Annotated in this window: 14 protein-coding genes; 8 read left to right on the forward strand and 6 right to left on the reverse strand. The window is 67.6% G+C overall.

Annotated features, from left to right (window positions below):
* Nucleotides 1–67: 67 nt before the first annotated feature.
* The gene (locus tag ACAG21_RS20305; RefSeq protein ID WP_370498056.1) at nucleotides 68–1543 is read left to right on the forward strand and encodes an HNH endonuclease signature motif containing protein; all 1476 of its coding nucleotides are present in this window, start codon (nucleotides 68–70) and stop codon (nucleotides 1541–1543) included.
* 15 nt (nucleotides 1544–1558) lie between these two features.
* Here the strand turns inward: ACAG21_RS20305 and helR are convergent, their stop codons facing one another.
* A complete protein-coding gene (gene helR, locus ACAG21_RS20310; protein ID WP_370498057.1) occupies nucleotides 1559–3739 on the reverse strand; it encodes an RNA polymerase recycling motor ATPase HelR in 2181 nt (726 codons plus the stop codon).
* An 81-nt stretch (nucleotides 3740–3820) separates the two neighbouring features.
* On the opposite strand from helR, the gene ACAG21_RS20315 reads away from it, so the two are divergent.
* Entirely contained in the window at nucleotides 3821–4843 is a 1023-nt protein-coding gene (locus ACAG21_RS20315) for an Rv2578c family radical SAM protein (protein ID WP_370498058.1), read from the forward strand.
* Here the strand turns inward: ACAG21_RS20315 and ACAG21_RS20320 are convergent.
* Nucleotides 4840–6444, reverse strand: a complete 1605-nt coding sequence (locus ACAG21_RS20320) for a purple acid phosphatase family protein (protein WP_370498059.1) — start codon at nucleotides 6442–6444, stop codon at nucleotides 4840–4842. The genes ACAG21_RS20315 and ACAG21_RS20320 overlap by 4 nt on opposite strands.
* An 89-nt stretch (nucleotides 6445–6533) precedes the next feature.
* Here ACAG21_RS20320 and ACAG21_RS20325 point away from each other — a divergent pair, with 89 nt between their 5' ends.
* Complete coding sequence (locus ACAG21_RS20325) at nucleotides 6534–6974, forward strand: hypothetical protein (RefSeq protein ID WP_370498060.1); 441 nt, start codon at nucleotides 6534–6536, stop codon at nucleotides 6972–6974.
* Between the two features lie 21 nt (nucleotides 6975–6995).
* Here the strand turns inward: ACAG21_RS20325 and ACAG21_RS20330 are convergent, their stop codons facing one another.
* The 3 genes from ACAG21_RS20330 to ACAG21_RS20340 are packed head-to-tail and all read right to left on the reverse strand — an operon-like array spanning nucleotide 6996 to nucleotide 9295.
* Nucleotides 6996–7874, reverse strand: a complete 879-nt coding sequence (locus ACAG21_RS20330) for a neutral zinc metallopeptidase (protein ID WP_370498061.1) — start codon at nucleotides 7872–7874, stop codon at nucleotides 6996–6998.
* A gap of 19 nt (nucleotides 7875–7893) precedes the next feature.
* A complete protein-coding gene (locus ACAG21_RS20335) occupies nucleotides 7894–8397 on the reverse strand; it encodes an SRPBCC family protein (RefSeq protein WP_370498062.1) in 504 nt (167 codons plus the stop codon).
* A 10-nt stretch (nucleotides 8398–8407) separates the two neighbouring features.
* A complete protein-coding gene (locus ACAG21_RS20340; protein ID WP_370498230.1) occupies nucleotides 8408–9295 on the reverse strand; it encodes an oxidoreductase in 888 nt (295 codons plus the stop codon).
* Nucleotides 9296–9355: 60 nt separating this feature from the next.
* On the opposite strand from ACAG21_RS20340, the gene aspS reads away from it, so the two are divergent.
* Genes aspS through ACAG21_RS20355 form a run of 3 tightly spaced genes read left to right on the forward strand, consistent with a single transcriptional unit; the run spans nucleotide 9356 to nucleotide 12683 of the window.
* Nucleotides 9356–11131 (forward strand): aspartate--tRNA ligase, encoded by a 1776-nt coding sequence (gene aspS, locus ACAG21_RS20345; RefSeq protein WP_370498064.1) that lies wholly within the window; start codon nucleotides 9356–9358, stop codon nucleotides 11129–11131.
* The gene (locus ACAG21_RS20350) at nucleotides 11128–11571 is read left to right on the forward strand and encodes a nitroreductase family deazaflavin-dependent oxidoreductase (RefSeq protein WP_370498065.1); all 444 of its coding nucleotides are present in this window, start codon (nucleotides 11128–11130) and stop codon (nucleotides 11569–11571) included. Before aspS ends, ACAG21_RS20350 begins: the two co-directional genes overlap by 4 nt.
* 47 nt (nucleotides 11572–11618) lie before the next feature.
* On the forward strand, nucleotides 11619–12683 hold the full coding sequence (locus ACAG21_RS20355; protein ID WP_370498066.1) for an aromatic acid exporter family protein: 1065 nt from the start codon (nucleotides 11619–11621) through the stop codon (nucleotides 12681–12683).
* Between the two features lie 6 nt (nucleotides 12684–12689).
* On the opposite strand, the gene ACAG21_RS20360 is transcribed toward ACAG21_RS20355, so the two are convergent.
* Entirely contained in the window at nucleotides 12690–13079 is a 390-nt protein-coding gene (locus tag ACAG21_RS20360; protein WP_370498067.1) for an MmcQ/YjbR family DNA-binding protein, read from the reverse strand.
* A 90-nt stretch (nucleotides 13080–13169) separates the two neighbouring features.
* Between ACAG21_RS20360 and ACAG21_RS20365 the strand changes: the two genes are divergently transcribed.
* Nucleotides 13170–14102, forward strand: a complete 933-nt coding sequence (locus ACAG21_RS20365) for a transglutaminase N-terminal domain-containing protein (protein ID WP_370498068.1) — start codon at nucleotides 13170–13172, stop codon at nucleotides 14100–14102.
* Nucleotides 14095–15144 carry a putative zinc-binding metallopeptidase gene (locus ACAG21_RS20370; protein ID WP_370498069.1) on the forward strand — a complete coding sequence of 350 codons (1050 nt, stop codon included), beginning with the start codon at nucleotides 14095–14097 and terminating at the stop codon, nucleotides 15142–15144. Before ACAG21_RS20365 ends, ACAG21_RS20370 begins: the two co-directional genes overlap by 8 nt.
* Nucleotides 15145–15146: the final 2 nt, after the last annotated feature.

The raw sequence follows: 15146 nt of genomic DNA on the forward strand, positions 1-15146 counted from the left end.
GCCAAATCACTTGTGTCACTTGCGTTTCAGCTTACTTTTTGTCGGTGGGGAGCAGTATCGTTCGAACATGGGTTCGAGTGGGTGCGACGAGATCGGTGCGGTCTTCGAGCGGCGCTATCCGTCCACCACAGCTGATTCCGCGGCCTTGGTGGATCGCATCCGCTCGTCCGCTCGGTCGGAAAATCGGGCGGCCGCAGCCCAGCTGGCCGACATCGGAGACCTGTTCGCCTATCGACTAGCGCGTTGTTCGGACACCGAGGCATGGGCGGTCGACACCATGGAGGCGGTGGCGGCCGAAGTGGCGGCGGCGTTGCGGATCAGTCAGGGGCTGGCGGCGAGTCGCCTTCGGTACGCCCGGGCAATGCGTGAGCGGTTGCCGAAGGTCGCGGCGGTGTTCAAGGCCGGTGACATCGACTATCGGATGTTTCAGACGATCGTCTATCGCACCGATCTGCTGACCGACGACGAGGTGCTGGCCAGAGTCGATGCGGAGCTGGCGGTCAACGTGCCGCGTTGGCCATCGCTGACGCACGGTCGGCTGGCCGGGCAGGTCGACAGGATTGTGGTCCGGGCCGACGCCGATGCCGTCCGGCGGCGAAAGCAACGGCAGTCCGGGCGCGAGGTATGGATCGCGGACATCGGCGACGGGACGTCCGAGATTCACGGTTCCCTGCTGACCCCCGACGCCCGGGCTCTGGAAAAGCGGCTGAATGCGTTGTGTGCCACCGTGTGTGAACACGACCCGCGCGGCCGTGAGGAGCGCCGGGCCGACGCGCTGGGGGCGCTGGCCGTTTCCGCCGACCGGCTGGGGTGCCGGTGCGGCCGGCCCGACTGCACGGCGGGCAAGCGTCCCGCCGCGTCGCCCGTCGTCATTCATGTGATCGCCGAGCGGGCCGCGGTCGACGGCACCGGCTCGGGGTCGGCGTCCCAGCTCGGTGCGGACGGACTCATCCCGCCGGAACTCGTTGCGGAACTGGCCAAGTCAGCCAAGCTCATGCCGCTGATCCATCCCGCCGATGCCGCGCCCGAGCCGGGATATGTGCCCTCGGCGGCGCTGCGGGATTTCGTGCGATGCCGAGACCTGACCTGCCGGTGGCCGGGTTGCGACCGCCCGGCCGTCGAGTGCGACCTGGATCACACGATCCCGTACGGTGACGGTGGCCCGACGCATGCGTCAAACCTGAAGTGCTACTGCAGGACTCATCACCTGGTCAAGACGTTCTGGGGCTGGCGCGACAAGCAGCTGCCCGACGGGACGGTGATTCTGACCTCGCCGGCTGGTCAGACCTATGTCACCACCCCGGGCAGCGCGTTGCTGTTCCCGAGCCTGTGCCGGCCGACGGGCGGCGCGCCGGCACCCGAGGTCGACCGGCTGCAGGACTACTGCGGCGACCGGACCGCGATGATGCCGATGCGACGTCAGACTCGCGCCCAGAATCGAGCCGCTCGCATCGCCGCTGAGCGCCGCCAGAACCGCCAGGCGCGGGTGGGACCGGACGAATCGCACACTGCCACAGCCGATCCTGATCCGCCGCCATTCTGATTGTCTATCAACGGTTTACGCGGGGGCGACGGCCAGGCCGGACAGCGCCTGCGGCAACGGTTCTCGATGCAAGACGCCGAGCCGCTGGGTGGCGCGGGTAAGGGCGACGTAGAGCTCGGACGCGCCGCGCGGGCCGTCGGTGAGGATCCGTTGCGGGTCGACGACCAGCACGGCGTCGAACTCCAATCCCTTGGTCTGTGAGACCGGCACCGTACCGGGCACCCCGGGTGGACCGATCACGACGCTGGTGCCGTCACGACCGGCTTCGTCGCGCACGAATTCTTCAATCGCACCGGGCAATTCGTCGTCGGTGACCGGCCGGGACCATGGCCGCACGCCGCAGGAACGAACCGACTCCGGCGGGCGAACCCCCGGCGCGAACTCCTCGAGCAGCGCGGCGGCGACCGTCATGATTTCTTCCGGGGTGCGGTAGTTGACGGTCAGCGACCGGTAATCCCACCGACCCGGCACGTACGGCTGCAGCATCGCGTGCCACGATGTCGCGCCGGCCGCCGACCGGCGCTGAGCGAGATCACCGACCACGGTGAAGGACCGGCCGGGGCAACGTCGCATCAGCACCCGCCAGTCCATCTCGGACAGTTCCTGGGCCTCGTCGACCACGACATGGCGATAGGTCCAATCCCGATCTGCCGCAGCACGTTCGGCGAGTTCGCGCGTGTCGCGCTCGATGAACCGATCGGCCAGGGCCTCGGCGTGGATCACGTCGCGGGCCATCAGCTGGTCCTCGTCGTCCATCAGATCCTCGCGCGCGATCATCAGGTCCAGCACGCCGGCGGCGTACTCGGCCTCGTAGTTGCGCTCGCGCTTGGCGTTCGCCTCCGCGGCCTCGGCCGCCTTGTCGCGGCCGAGCAGATCGACCAGCTCGTCGAGCAGCGGCACGTCCGACACCGTCCAGGCCTCGCCGTCGACGCGCAACAGCGCCTGGGGCGCACCCACGGCATGGAGCCGCTCGGGGGAAAGGTACAGCGAAGCCAACAGCTCCCGCGGTGTCAGGGTCGGCCAGAGCCGGTCCAGAGCGGCGACGAACTGCTCGTTGTCCGCCAGCTCGGCGAGCAGGTCGGAACGCAGCTGTTCCCACGCGCTGCGGTCCTCGCGGGTCAACCAGCCGCGGCCGATCCGGGCGATCGCGCGCTCGGTCAGCGCCCAGGTGAGAATGTCGACGAACACCGCGCGGGCCTGGTTGTGCGGTTGTCCGCTGCCGCGCGCTTCGTCTCGCGCCCACCCCGCGATCTCGGCATCGATGCGCATTGTGACGTCGGCCAGTTCGATCTCCAGCGGGCGCTCGGGTAGGCGCTGCCGATCGGCGATCGCGGCGGCCAGCACGTCGAGGATCTTCAGCGAGCCCTTGAACGCCGCACACTCCGGGGTGTCCTCGGCGGTGACGTGCATTCCGGGGACCAGATCGCCCGGCGTCATGAACACCACGCTGGACTCGCCCAGCGACGGCAGCACCCGATCGACATGGCGCAGGAACGCCGGATTGGGGCCCACCACAAGGACTCCGTGTCGCTCGATGCGCTCACGCTGGGTGTACAGCAGGTACGCGACGCGATGCAGCGCCACTACCGTCTTGCCGGTGCCGGGGCCACCCTCGATCACCAGGACCCCGGGGTGATCGAGCCGGATGATCTCATCCTGCTCGGCCTGGATGGTCGCCACGATGTCGCGCATGCCCTCGCCGCGTGGCGCGTTGATCGCCGCCAGCAGGGCCCCGTCGCCTTGCGCGTCCGCGCCGGGCCGGCCGAACACCTCGTCGGTGAAGTCGTCGATGCTTCGCCCGCGGGTGTGGAACTGGCGACGGCGGTGCATGCCCTCCGGGGTGGCGGCGGTCGCGACATAGAACGGCCGGGCCGCCGGCGCCCGCCAGTCGAGCAGCAGCGGCTGGTACTCGTTGTCGGCATCGAACAGGCCGATGCGGCCAATGTAGGTGCGTTCACCGGACAGGGCGTCCAACCGCCCGAAGCACAGCCCGTAGTCGGCGACGTCCAGCCGTTTGACCTCCCTGGCCACCGCGCGGACCTCGGCGTCCCGGTCCGACAGGCTCTCGCCGTCGCCCAGCAATGCGGCGCGGAAATTCTCTCTCGCCCGGGCGCGCTCGGCATCGAGGCGCGCGTAGAGCTCGGTCACGTAGTCCTGCTCGGACCGCAGTTCGCTTGCATACTCAGGATTCGACAAGTACCCCTCCGCCACTTCTGTTCTCGGCTAAGTCTATGGGTGTCGCTTGACAACGTATCGAACAATTGTTCGAATAGCGGGATGCGGTGGGCGAATCAGGCCGTCGCTGTCAACGGGGAACCGGTCGACGACGGGGCATTACCAGGACTGCAGCGGATCGGTTTGGTCCGCAGCGTCCGCGCACCCCAGTTCGAGGGGATCACCTTTCACGAGGTGCTCTGCAAATCAGCGCTGAACAGAATTCCGGACGCGGCCGCGTTGCCGTTTCGCTACACCGTCAACGGCTACCGCGGCTGCTCGCACGCCTGCCGCTACTGTTTCGCCCGCCCCACCCACGAATACCTGGATTTCGATCCCGGCACCGACTTTGACACCCAGATCGTGGTCAAGACCAATGTCGCGGAGGTACTGCGCCGCGAGCTGCGCCGGCCGTCGTGGCGACGCGAGGCGGTCGCGCTGGGCACCAACACCGATCCGTACCAGCGCGCCGAGGGCCGCTACGCGTTGATGCCCGGCATCATCGGCGCCCTCGCCGAATCCGGCACGCCGTTGTCCATTCTGACCAAAGGCACGCTGCTGCGGCGTGACCTTCCGCTGATAACCGCTGCGGCCCAACAGGTTCCGGTGTCGGTTGCGGTGTCGCTGGCGGTCGGGGATGCGGAGCTGCACCGAGACGTGGAGCCGGGCACGCCGACGCCGCAGGCGCGCCTAGGTCTGATCGCCGCCATCCGCGACGCCGGTCTCGACTGCCACGTGATGGTCGCGCCGGTGCTGCCGTACCTCACCGACTCCGTCGAGCACCTCGACGCACTGCTCGGCCAGATCTCGGCGGCCGGCGCCACCAGCGTCACCGTCTTCGGCCTGCACCTGCGCCGCTCCACCCGCGGCTGGTTCATGTCCTGGGTGGCCGGTTCGCATCCCGAACTCGTCGGCCGCTACCGCGAGTTGTACCGGCGCGGAGCGTATTTGCCGCCCGACTATCGCGAAATGCTGCGGGCGCGCGCCGCTGCGCTGATCGTCAAACATCGGCTGAGCGGTGACCAGCGACCGTTTGCGCAGGCGCCGAAAGCCGAGCCGGAACCCGGTCAGCCCACGCTGTTCTAAGCGGGCTTGTCGCCGCGCGGTTTGGTCAGGGTGAACTGCTCGACGACGGCGACCGCGCCGAGTTGTCCGCGCAGCGCGTAATGCGTGGCCTTGATCGAGGTGTTGCCACCCGGTTGGCCCGGATCGACGTCGAAAGCGACGAAGCCATAAGGGTTCTCGAAGTCGCGAAACGCCGACCAGGGTGCGTCCTCGACGACGTAAATGGGCTTCTTGCGCCCGATCGCAGCATCGAACGCTGCGACGCCGGTGATCACCCGGCACCGCGGTTCGGCAAAGAGCATGCCGTTGGACGGCGCCGAGGTGCCGCCGCCGCCCGCGACGACGTGTACCGTCCCGCGCGTCGTATCGATCACGTCGTGGGTGTCGACGGCAATCGGCGTTCGGGTGTCGGTGTCTTCGGTTCCCCGCAACGGATGGGACCGCTCGTAGTGGTGTTCATGGCCGCACAACACGAGGTCGACCTGGTACTGGTCGAACAGTGGCAGCCATTGCTCGCGCACGCCGAGGTCGGCGCCGTTGGCTCGCTCGGCGGTGGAGACGGCGGTCTGATGCATGCAGATGACTATCCAGTCGATATCGGGATCGCGCCGCGCCGCCGCGAGTTCGTTTGTCAGCCAACGCTTCTGCTCGCCACCCGAATAGTTGTGGATGTAGAAGTTGCCGCCGTCCTGGTAGGCCACGTCGTCGTTGTTGAGGCTGATCACCCGCACCGAACCGGCGGTGAACGAGTACCAGAGCCCCCGCAGTTCGGGGCTTGCCCCGGAATCGGGCACCGTGAAGTACGTCTGGTACGCGCCGTAGCCGACCGGTCCGTTGCCCAACTCGTTTTCGTGGTTGCCGGCCGCCGGCATCCACGGCCGGTAGCGCGCCGAGCGCGTGTTGTTCTCGAACCAGTTCGACCAGGTGCGGACCCGGTCCTGGGCGAGATTGGCGTAGCACAGGTCGCCGTTGACGAGGTTGAACAATGGTCCGAGACGCTCGATCGCCAGCGTGGTGTCGGCGGCCGCGGGCGAGCCGATGTTGTCGGTGCTGTAGGTGCCGTCGGGCATCTTATTCAACGCAGGGGTGGACTGATCGCCGAAGCTGGTGAAGCGCAACGGCTTTCGCCCGACTGGCCCGGTCCGCACGGTGCCCTGCTCCGGTTCGGCGCCGTCGTGGACCGCGGCATACACATAGTCGGTGTCCGGGGTCAGATTCGTCAGGCGAGCGTGGTTGACACGAACCTCGTTGTTGGACTTGGCGTCTCGGTAAGTTCGAGTTTCTGCCGCGACGGTCTGTCCGAAACCGGACCCCGGTGTGCCGAGCATGACCCGCGGATTGCGGACGGACTCGGTGCTGTGCCAGGACACCACCACCTCGGTGCCGGCGTTTTTGCCGAATTGCAGGTGCAGGCCGAACACCGGCGGAGCGCCGCTGCGATCCGGCTGGGGGAGCAGGCCGGGCCCGTGCGAGTCGGACCACAACAGTGCGGCGGCGCCCACCCCGACGCCGGCGCCCACGCCCATCCCGACGACCGCGGAGGTGGCGCTGGTGGTCAACAACCGGCGGCGGCTAATGCCGGGCGCGCTGTCCGGAACGGCCGGATCGGCGTCGTCGGTCATGCATGCTTCATACCCGAGCCGGGCGTCCGTAGGCATATCGAACGGTGAACGCCGGAGCCGTCGGTAACAAATCCGGTAGCGTTCTCGATATGACGAGCGTGACAACGAACCTGCGAAAAGGGGCCGGCGCGGTGGCGTCGGCAGCGTTTGCGCTGGTAGGGGGAGTGATTCTCGGACCGGCGACGGCGCATGCGGATGGCCACCAGGTGACTTATACGATCACCTCGACCGGCAATCTGACGGCCACGGTGAACTATGTGAGTTCCGATCCGCCCAGCCCGGCCGCCTACAGCGCGGACCCGTCGAAGTTCATGACCAGCGTGCAGGCCCCGCTTAGCGGCGGAACGCCGGCTACCTACACGGCGACGCTGGCAAACCCGAACCAGTATGCGAGCATCACCGCCAGCGGCATGCTGCACTGGCCGGATTCGGGCAACGGCCCGGCCTCGTTCCACTGCGAGATCGCGGTGGACGGTCAGGTGATCGCCCACGCGGACGCCACCACCACCGTCACCTGCAAGGCGGGTTAGTCGGCCCGGCCGGGCGTGGGTCTAGCCGAGGTTCGTCGAGGCGAACGTGTCGCACTGCTGTACATCGCCGGTCTGGTAGCCGACGGTGAACCACTTTTGGCGTTGCGCTGCGGACCCGTGGGTCCACGACTCGGGATTGACGCGACCGGTCGACTCCTTCTGGATCCGGTCATCGCCGACTGAGGCGGCAGCCGAGAGCGCGTCCTGAATGTCCTTGTCGCTCAACGGCTCCAGGTACGGGACGCCGGTGCTTTCCTGCTTGACCGTCGACGCGTAGTGCGCCCAGATGCCGGCGTAGCAGTCGGCCTGCAACTCGGTGCGGACTCCGTTCCCGCCGGCGCCCTGCGCGCCCTGCTGGGCGCGACCCAGGTTGCCCTGCAACTGCTGGACGTGGTGGCCGTATTCGTGGGCGACCACGTACTCCTGCGCGAAAGGTCCACCGCTGGAACCGAATCTATCGACCAGCTCCTTGAAGAAGTCGGTGTCGAAATACGCGGTCTGGTCCACCGGGCAGTAGAACGGCCCCACCGCGGTGGTAGCCGGTCCGCAGCCGGTGTTGACCGATCCGGTGAACAGTCGCACGTGCGGGCGGGTGTAGTTCGGCATCAGCTGGTGCCATACCGCGTCCACCGAGTTGCCGGTGGCGACCACGCGGCACTGCACGTACTTGTTGGCGTCGGCTCCGGTCTTGCACTGGCTCAGGTCGAATCCGGGCGCCGAGTAGCCGCCGGTGTTCGCGCCCTGCGGGGCCATGACCTTGCCGGGATCGATGCCGAAGAACAAGGCCGCGACCAGGATCAGCAGCCCGATCCCGCCGCCCCCGAGGGCCATCCCCATGCCGCCACCGCCGGATGATGCCGCGGTGCTGGTGTCGATCTGCATACCCTCGTTGAAGGTCATGGTTTAGCTTTGCACACACCTAACGCTGTTGCGTAGCAGCAAAGCGGTTGTCGGTATAGCGGCGAAGGTTGCTCAAGAACCGGCGCAGGCCCAGGTTCAGCAGCGGCCCGGTGAACACCATCGCAAATCGGGCCGGCCCGGCCGGTTTCTGGGCCATGGTCCAGGTCAGCCGGCAGCCGCCGGGGATGACCTCGACGAGGTAGTCCTCGGCGAAAGCGGCGACGGCTTTGGTAGAGCACTCGTTGAACCGGAAGGCCATGCGGGTGAACGGCTCCCAGGCCAGGAATTCCTCATCACCGGTGATACCGCCACGCATCTCCACGATGCGGGTGGTGCCCACACCACGCGGCTCGGGACTGGTCCAGGTCACCTTGGTGATCACCGACGCCCAGCGCGGCCAGGCTTCGGCGTCGGCCAGCACCTCGAAAACCTGCTCGGGTGTGATGGCCAGGTCGACGCTGTTGCGAAACCGGAAGGGCGCGTTCTCGATGAAGTCGAGATCGACGCGCTCGCAGGGGAACATGCGGCTCAATCTAGCCGGGACCGTCGCTGGCCGCGGCCAGCAGTGGCACCAGCACATCGCTGATCGGCGTCGGCAGGTTGTGTGCGCGCGCCTTGCGGATGATCACTCCGTTGCGCAGGTCCCATTCCATCTGCCGGTGGTTCTCCCGGTCGGCCAGGATCGAGGTGCCCATGTCCTGTGGCGCGCTGCGGAACGTGCCGACCAATTCGTCGACGATGTCGTCGGGCAACCGGGCGCCATCGGCCTGTGCGACGGCCAGACATTCGGCGACATAGCGGTGCGACAGCTCGGCGATGTCGTCGCGGCGGAACATTCCGGACCTCCGACCGGACAGCGCCATCAACCCGGCCAACGCGTTGAGCAGCAATTTGCGCCAGGCGCCGGTGAGAAAGTCGGGGTCGCAGTCCACCCGGCAGCCGGCACCCCGCAGCAGCTCGGCCACTGTCTGTGCCGAAGGGCCGCTGGGCAGCACCAGCGCGGGCTCCGTGCGCAGACGCACCCAACCCTCGGGCTGGGTCTCGGCGCTGTACCAGACGATCCCCGGGACCACGGGCGACGACGGGCACAGCGGCTGGACCTGCTCGACCTGCTCGACGCCGTTCTGCAGCACCATGACGATGGTGTGCTCGGCGCACAGGCGCGCGAGCCAGCCGGCCGAGGCCGCGTTCTGGGTGGCCTTGACCGCCAGTACCACGACGTCGGCGGGTCCGGACACGTGATCGGGATCGGTCTGCACGGGTCCGGGCACCACGATCGGGTCCTGGCCGTCGGGACGCAGTTCGATGCTGTCGCGGGGCGTGCGACCGCAGACCAGCACCGAATGCCCGGCCTTGTGCAGCAATGCGGCGATCGTCGTGCCGACGGCGCCGGGACCGACGAGAGCGATGTTTGTGGCGATAAAAGCGAAGTTACACCGCCCCTTAGACTGGTCAGTCGTCCAACGTCAAGAGGAGTATTCGTGCTGCGCAGCCACGCCGCTGGTTCGCTACGGGATCGCGACGCCGGCCAACGGGTGACGCTGGTCGGGTGGGTGGCTCGCCGCCGCGATCACGGAGGCGTCATTTTCATCGACCTGCGGGACGCGTCCGGCATCGCGCAGGTGGTCTTCCGCGCGGCCGACGTGCTGGAGCAGGCGCACCGGTTGCGCGCCGAGTTCTGCGTCGCGGTGCACGGCGTCGTCGAGATCCGACCGGAAGGCAACGCCAACGCCGAGATCCCCACCGGCGACGTCGAATTGAACGTCACGTCGTTGACGGTGCTCGGCGAAAGTGCGCCGCTGCCATTCCAATTGGACGAGCCGGCGGGTGAGGAGCTGCGGCTGAAGTACCGCTACCTCGATCTGCGCCGCGACGGGCCGGCTGCGGCAATTCGGTTGCGCTCCAAGGTGAATGCCGCCGCCCGATCGGTGCTGGCGCGCCACGACTTCGTCGAGATCGAGACACCGACGATCACCCGTTCGACGCCGGAGGGCGCGCGCGACTTCCTGGTGCCGGCCCGGCTGCACCCCGGGTCGTTCTACGCGCTGCCGCAAAGTCCGCAGCTGTTCAAACAGTTGCTGATGGTGGCCGGCATGGAGCGCTACTACCAGATCGCGCGCTGCTACCGCGACGAGGATTTCCGCGCCGACCGGCAACCGGAATTCACTCAGCTCGACATGGAGATGAGCTTCGTCGACGTCGAGGACATCATCGCGATTTCCGAGGAGATCCTGACCGCGCTGTGGGCCCTGATCGGCTACCAGATCCCGACGCCGATCCCGCGGATCAGCTACGCCGACGCGATGCGACGGTTCGGCTCCGACAAGCCGGACATGCGTTTCGGGCTGGAGCTCGTCGAGTGCACAGAGTTCTTCTCCGACACCACATTCCGGGTGTTCCAGGCGCCGTACGTCGGTGCGGTGGTGATGCCCGGCGGGGCGTCGCAGCCGCGCCGCACGCTGGACGGCTGGCAGGACTGGGCCAAACAGCGCGGGCACCGCGGGCTGGCCTACGTGCTGGTCGGCGACGACGGGGAGCTGAGCGGTCCGGTGGCCAAGAATCTGACCGATGCCGAACGCGACGGCCTGGCCGGCCACGTCGGCGCCGGTCCGGGCGACTGCATCTTCTTCTCCGCCGGCCCGGCGAAGGCGTCGCGCGCGCTGCTGGGTGCCGCCCGCGGCGAGATCGCGCAGCGGCTCAACCTGATTGACGCGGGCGCCTGGGCGTTCGTCTGGGTGGTCGACCCGCCGCTGTTCGAACCCGCCGAGGACGCGACCGCCGCCGGCGACGTCGCCGTGGGCTCCGGTGCCTGGACCGCGGTGCACCACGCGTTCACCTCGCCCAAGCCGGAGTTCGAGAGTGCCCTCGACTCCGAACCCGGTGCGGTGCTCGCCGATGCCTACGACATCGTCTGCAACGGCAACGAGATCGGCGGCGGCTCGATCCGTATCCACCGCCGCGACATCCAGGAACGGGTGTTCGCGGTGATGGGCCTGGACCAGGCCGAGGCGCAGGAGAAGTTCGGATTCCTCTTGGAGGCGTTCACGTTTGGCGCCCCGCCGCACGGCGGCATCGCGTTCGGATGGGACCGGATCAACGCGCTGCTGTCCGGGGTGGACTCGATCCGCGAGGTGATCGCCTTCCCGAAGACCGGTGGTGGCGTCGACCCGCTGACCGATGCACCCGCGCCGATCACCGCGCAGCAGCGCAAAGAGTCCGGAATAGATGCCAAACCCAAAAAGGTTGACCAGGCATGACCGAGATCCCAGATGCCGAAACCATCAAGGCGTTCAACGACGCGATCGCCGACGAATTCCGCGCTAATGCCGGCAAGGTAGGTGGACAGTTCGACGGTGCCAAGCTGTTGCTGCTCACCACGACGGGCGCCAAGTCCGGGCAGTCACGGTTATCGCCGCTGGCGTATTTCGACATCGACGGCAAGCGGATCATCCTCGGCTCGTTCGCCGGGTCGCCCAAGGACCCCGCCTGGGTGCACAACCTGCGCGCCAACCCGCGGGTCCACCTCGAGGTGGCCACCGCCTCCGGCGTGGACACCTACGACGCCACCGCGCGCGAACTGCCGTCCGGCGAGCGGGACGCGATCCTGCCCAAGGTCGTCGCCGCGGCGCCGGTGTTCGCCGAATACCAGTCGAAGAGCAACCGGATCATTCCACTGTTCGAGTTGCGGCGCGGCTGACACTTCTCGCATTGCCGCGCGCACCGGCGCTGCGGTAAGCAGGCCAGATGAGCACTTCGCTGCTGACGCGGCCGTTCGCGGGTCGGGCCGTCCTCGGGGGTTTCAAACGGGTCCGCGGCGTGTGGTTCTACCTCGTGCAGACCTCGGTGGCAGCGGGTCTGTCCTGGTACATCGCGCACGACCTACTGGCACACCCGCAACCGTTCTTCGCCCCGATCGCCGCGGCGGTGTCGCTGTCGACCAGCAATGTGCTGCGCGCGCAACGGGCGATCCAGATGATCGTCGGCGTGACCCTGGGCATCGGGACGGGAACCCTGGTGCAGGCGCTGTGTGGACCCGGGGCCGTGTCCATCACGATCGCGGCGCTGGCCGCGCTGTTGGCGGCGGTCTTCATCGGTCAGGGCTACATCGGCCAGGGGATGATGTTCGCCAACCAGACCGTCGTGTCGTCGATTCTGGTGATCGCCCTCTACCGCAGCGGTGTCGGCTGGGAGCGCATCTACGATGCGCTGATCGGCGGGGGCCTGGCGATCGTCGTCGCCACCCTGCTGTTTCCGGCCGACCCGCTCGTCGTGCTGCGCAGCGCGCGCGTCGAAGTGTTGCGCACCCTGCATTCGGTGCTCGACCGCACCGTTGACCTGGTCCGCGGCCGTGACGTTCCCGGCCGGGACTGGCCGCTGCCGGCCGTCGACAGGGTGCACGAGCAGCTGAGCGGACTCATCCAGGCGCGAGCCACGGCGCGTCAGGTCGTGCGGTTCGCGCCGCGGCGGTGGGGACTTCGCGACGCCGTGCAGGCCGCGGATCACCAAGCCCTGCATCTGGCCATGCTCGCCGTCTCGGTGCTGCAGCTGGCCCGCGCCGTGGTCCCCGCGGTCGACGGCTGCTGCGACCGGCTTCCGCAACCGGCGGAGGCGGTGCTCGGCGATCTCGCGCGGGCGACGGCGCTGGCCGAATCCGATCCCACGACCGCGACCAGCCATGTCGAAGCCGCCCGCCGGCACACGTCGACGCTGCTGGCGAACGCGCGGGAAAGAAACGAAGTGGTGCTGGCCGACGTCGTCCAAGCGTGCGTCGACGACCTGCAGCGGGTGATCGAGCTGGGCCAGCGATAGGGCTGCTCAGATCGAGCCGGTCAGGTACTCCTGGACCAGCTTCTTGGGCGCGCGGGTCAGCCAGGCCTCGGTGATCAGCTCCTCGAGACCGCGCACATCGATCTCCGCAAGCTTGACCAGCACCGCGGGATAGCCATCGAAGTGCGGGGTGGTGAAGTAGATGTCCGGCTCGTCGGCGACCAGCGCGAACTTGACGCCCTCGTCGGACACCCAGACGCCGAGGATGTCGCCCTCGGGCGCCTGGACCCCGTTGGTGGCCAGCGCGGCGCGGTCCGACACGCGCAGCGGACGCTCCCACGCCAGCAACTTCTTGCCGACCCTCCAGTCATGCGGCGACTGCTCGCAGGTGAGTGGCAGCTCACCCACGATCCGGGCGACGTCGTCCCAGGTGGCCACAGATCGATTGTGCTCCCGCTAGGGTGCGGTTGGAGCCGTATTGGCTATCGGTCGCCCACCCACGCATTCGGAGATATCAGGAGGTCAGTCGTGTCTTCTGCGGTGCATGAGCCGGACACCCGCCGCCATCGCGTCACCCATCGCACCGAGTACCGCTACTCGGACGTCGTGACCAGCTCCTACGGCCGCGGCTTCCTGACGCCGCGCGACTCCCAGCGCCAGCGCTGCATCGCGCACCGGCTGACCATCGACCCGGCCCCCGCCGACAGCTCTACCAGCGTCGACGGCTACGGAAACATCAGCTCTTACTTCCATGTCACCGAACCGCACCAGACCCTGACGGTGACCAGCGACTCCATCGTCGACGTCTATCCCGCGCCGCCCGAGCGGTACCGCAGCGGGCCGGCGCTGCAGCCCTGGGAAGCGGCCCGGCCGGCCGGGCGCCGGGGAGCGCTGGCCACCGAGTTCGCCCTGGACCTGAATCCACCTGAGATCACCGACGAGGTCCGCGACTATGCGGCCCCCAGTTTCGTGCCCGAGCGGCCGCTGATCGAGGTGCTGCGCGATCTCGCGTCGCGGATTTTCAGCGACTTCACCTACCGATCCGGGTCGACAACGATTTCCACCGGGGTCAAAGAGGTTCTGGCGGCCCGAGAAGGGGTATGTCAAGACTTCGCGAGGCTGGCGATCGCTTGCCTGCGAGCCAACGGGTTGGCCGCCAGTTACGTGTCCGGTTATCTGGCCACCGACCCGCCCCCCGGAAAGGAACGGATGATCGGCATCGACGCGACCCACGCCTGGGCCGCGGTGTGGACACCACAGGAACCCGGCCAGTTCGAGTGGCTTGGGCTGGATCCCACCAATGACCAAATGGTCGACCAGCGCTACATCATCGTGGGGCGGGGCCGTGACTACGCGGACGTCCCACCGCTGCGCGGCATCATCTACACCGACTCCGAGCGCAGCGTGATCGACGTGGCCGTCGACGTGGTGCCCTTCGAAGGGGACGAGCTCCATGCGTGATTTCAATTGCCCCAACTGTGGCCAGCGGCTGACGTTCGAGAACTCCACCTGCTTGAATTGTGGTAGTGCGCTGGGGTTCTCACTCGATCAGATGGCTCTGCTGGTGATCACCGACGGCGAGGCTAGTGAGAAGCCCGGCTTCGTCAGCGCCTCCGAGTACGAGCTGTGCGCCAATCGCCAAGTCGCCGTGTGCAATTGGCTGGTGCCCGTCAACAACCCGCGGCTGCTGTGCGCGTCGTGTGTATTGACCACCGAACGGCCCAACGATGCCGACTCGGTCGGCCTGGCCGAGTTCGCGGCGGCCGAGGCCGCCAAGCGGCGTCTGGTCGTCGAGTTGCACGAGCTGAGGCTGCCGATCATCGGCCGCGATCAGGACGCCGATTACGGGCTGGCCTTCCGGCTGCTGTCCAGTGGGCAGGAACAGGTGATGACCGGCCATGAAAATGGCGTCATCACAATCGATTTGGCTGAGGGTGACGACGTGCACCGGGAGCAGCTACGGGTCGAGATGGACGAGCCCTACCGGACGTTGCTCGGGCACTTCCGCCACGAGATCGGGCACTACTACTATTACCGCCTCATCACGTCAGACGATTACCTGCGGCGGTTCAACGAGTTGTTCGGCGATCCCGATGCCGACTATCAGGAAGCGCTGGATCGGCACTACAACCAAGGTGCGCCGGAGGGCTGGCAGGAGAATTTCGTGTCGTCGTACGCGACGATGCACCCGGCCGAGGATTGGGCCGAGACCTACGCCCACTACCTGCACATCCGCGACACCCTGGACACCTGCGCGTGGTCCGGATTCGCCCCGGCCTCGGCGACCTTCGACCGACCACCGTTGGGCCCCAGCGCGTTTGGCGCCATCATCGATTTGTGGCTGCCGCTGTCGTGGTCGCTGAACATGGTGAACCGCTCGATGGGCCACGACGACCTGTACCCGTTCGTACTGCCGGCCCCGGTGCTGGAGAAGATGCAGTTCATCCACAACGTCATCGAAGAGGTGACGGCGTCGGACACGCCGGCCGCGGTGGCCGGTTAGGG

The organism is Mycobacterium sp. pR1184 (assembly GCF_041287235.1).
GTDB lineage: Bacteria > Actinomycetota > Actinomycetes > Mycobacteriales > Mycobacteriaceae > Mycobacterium.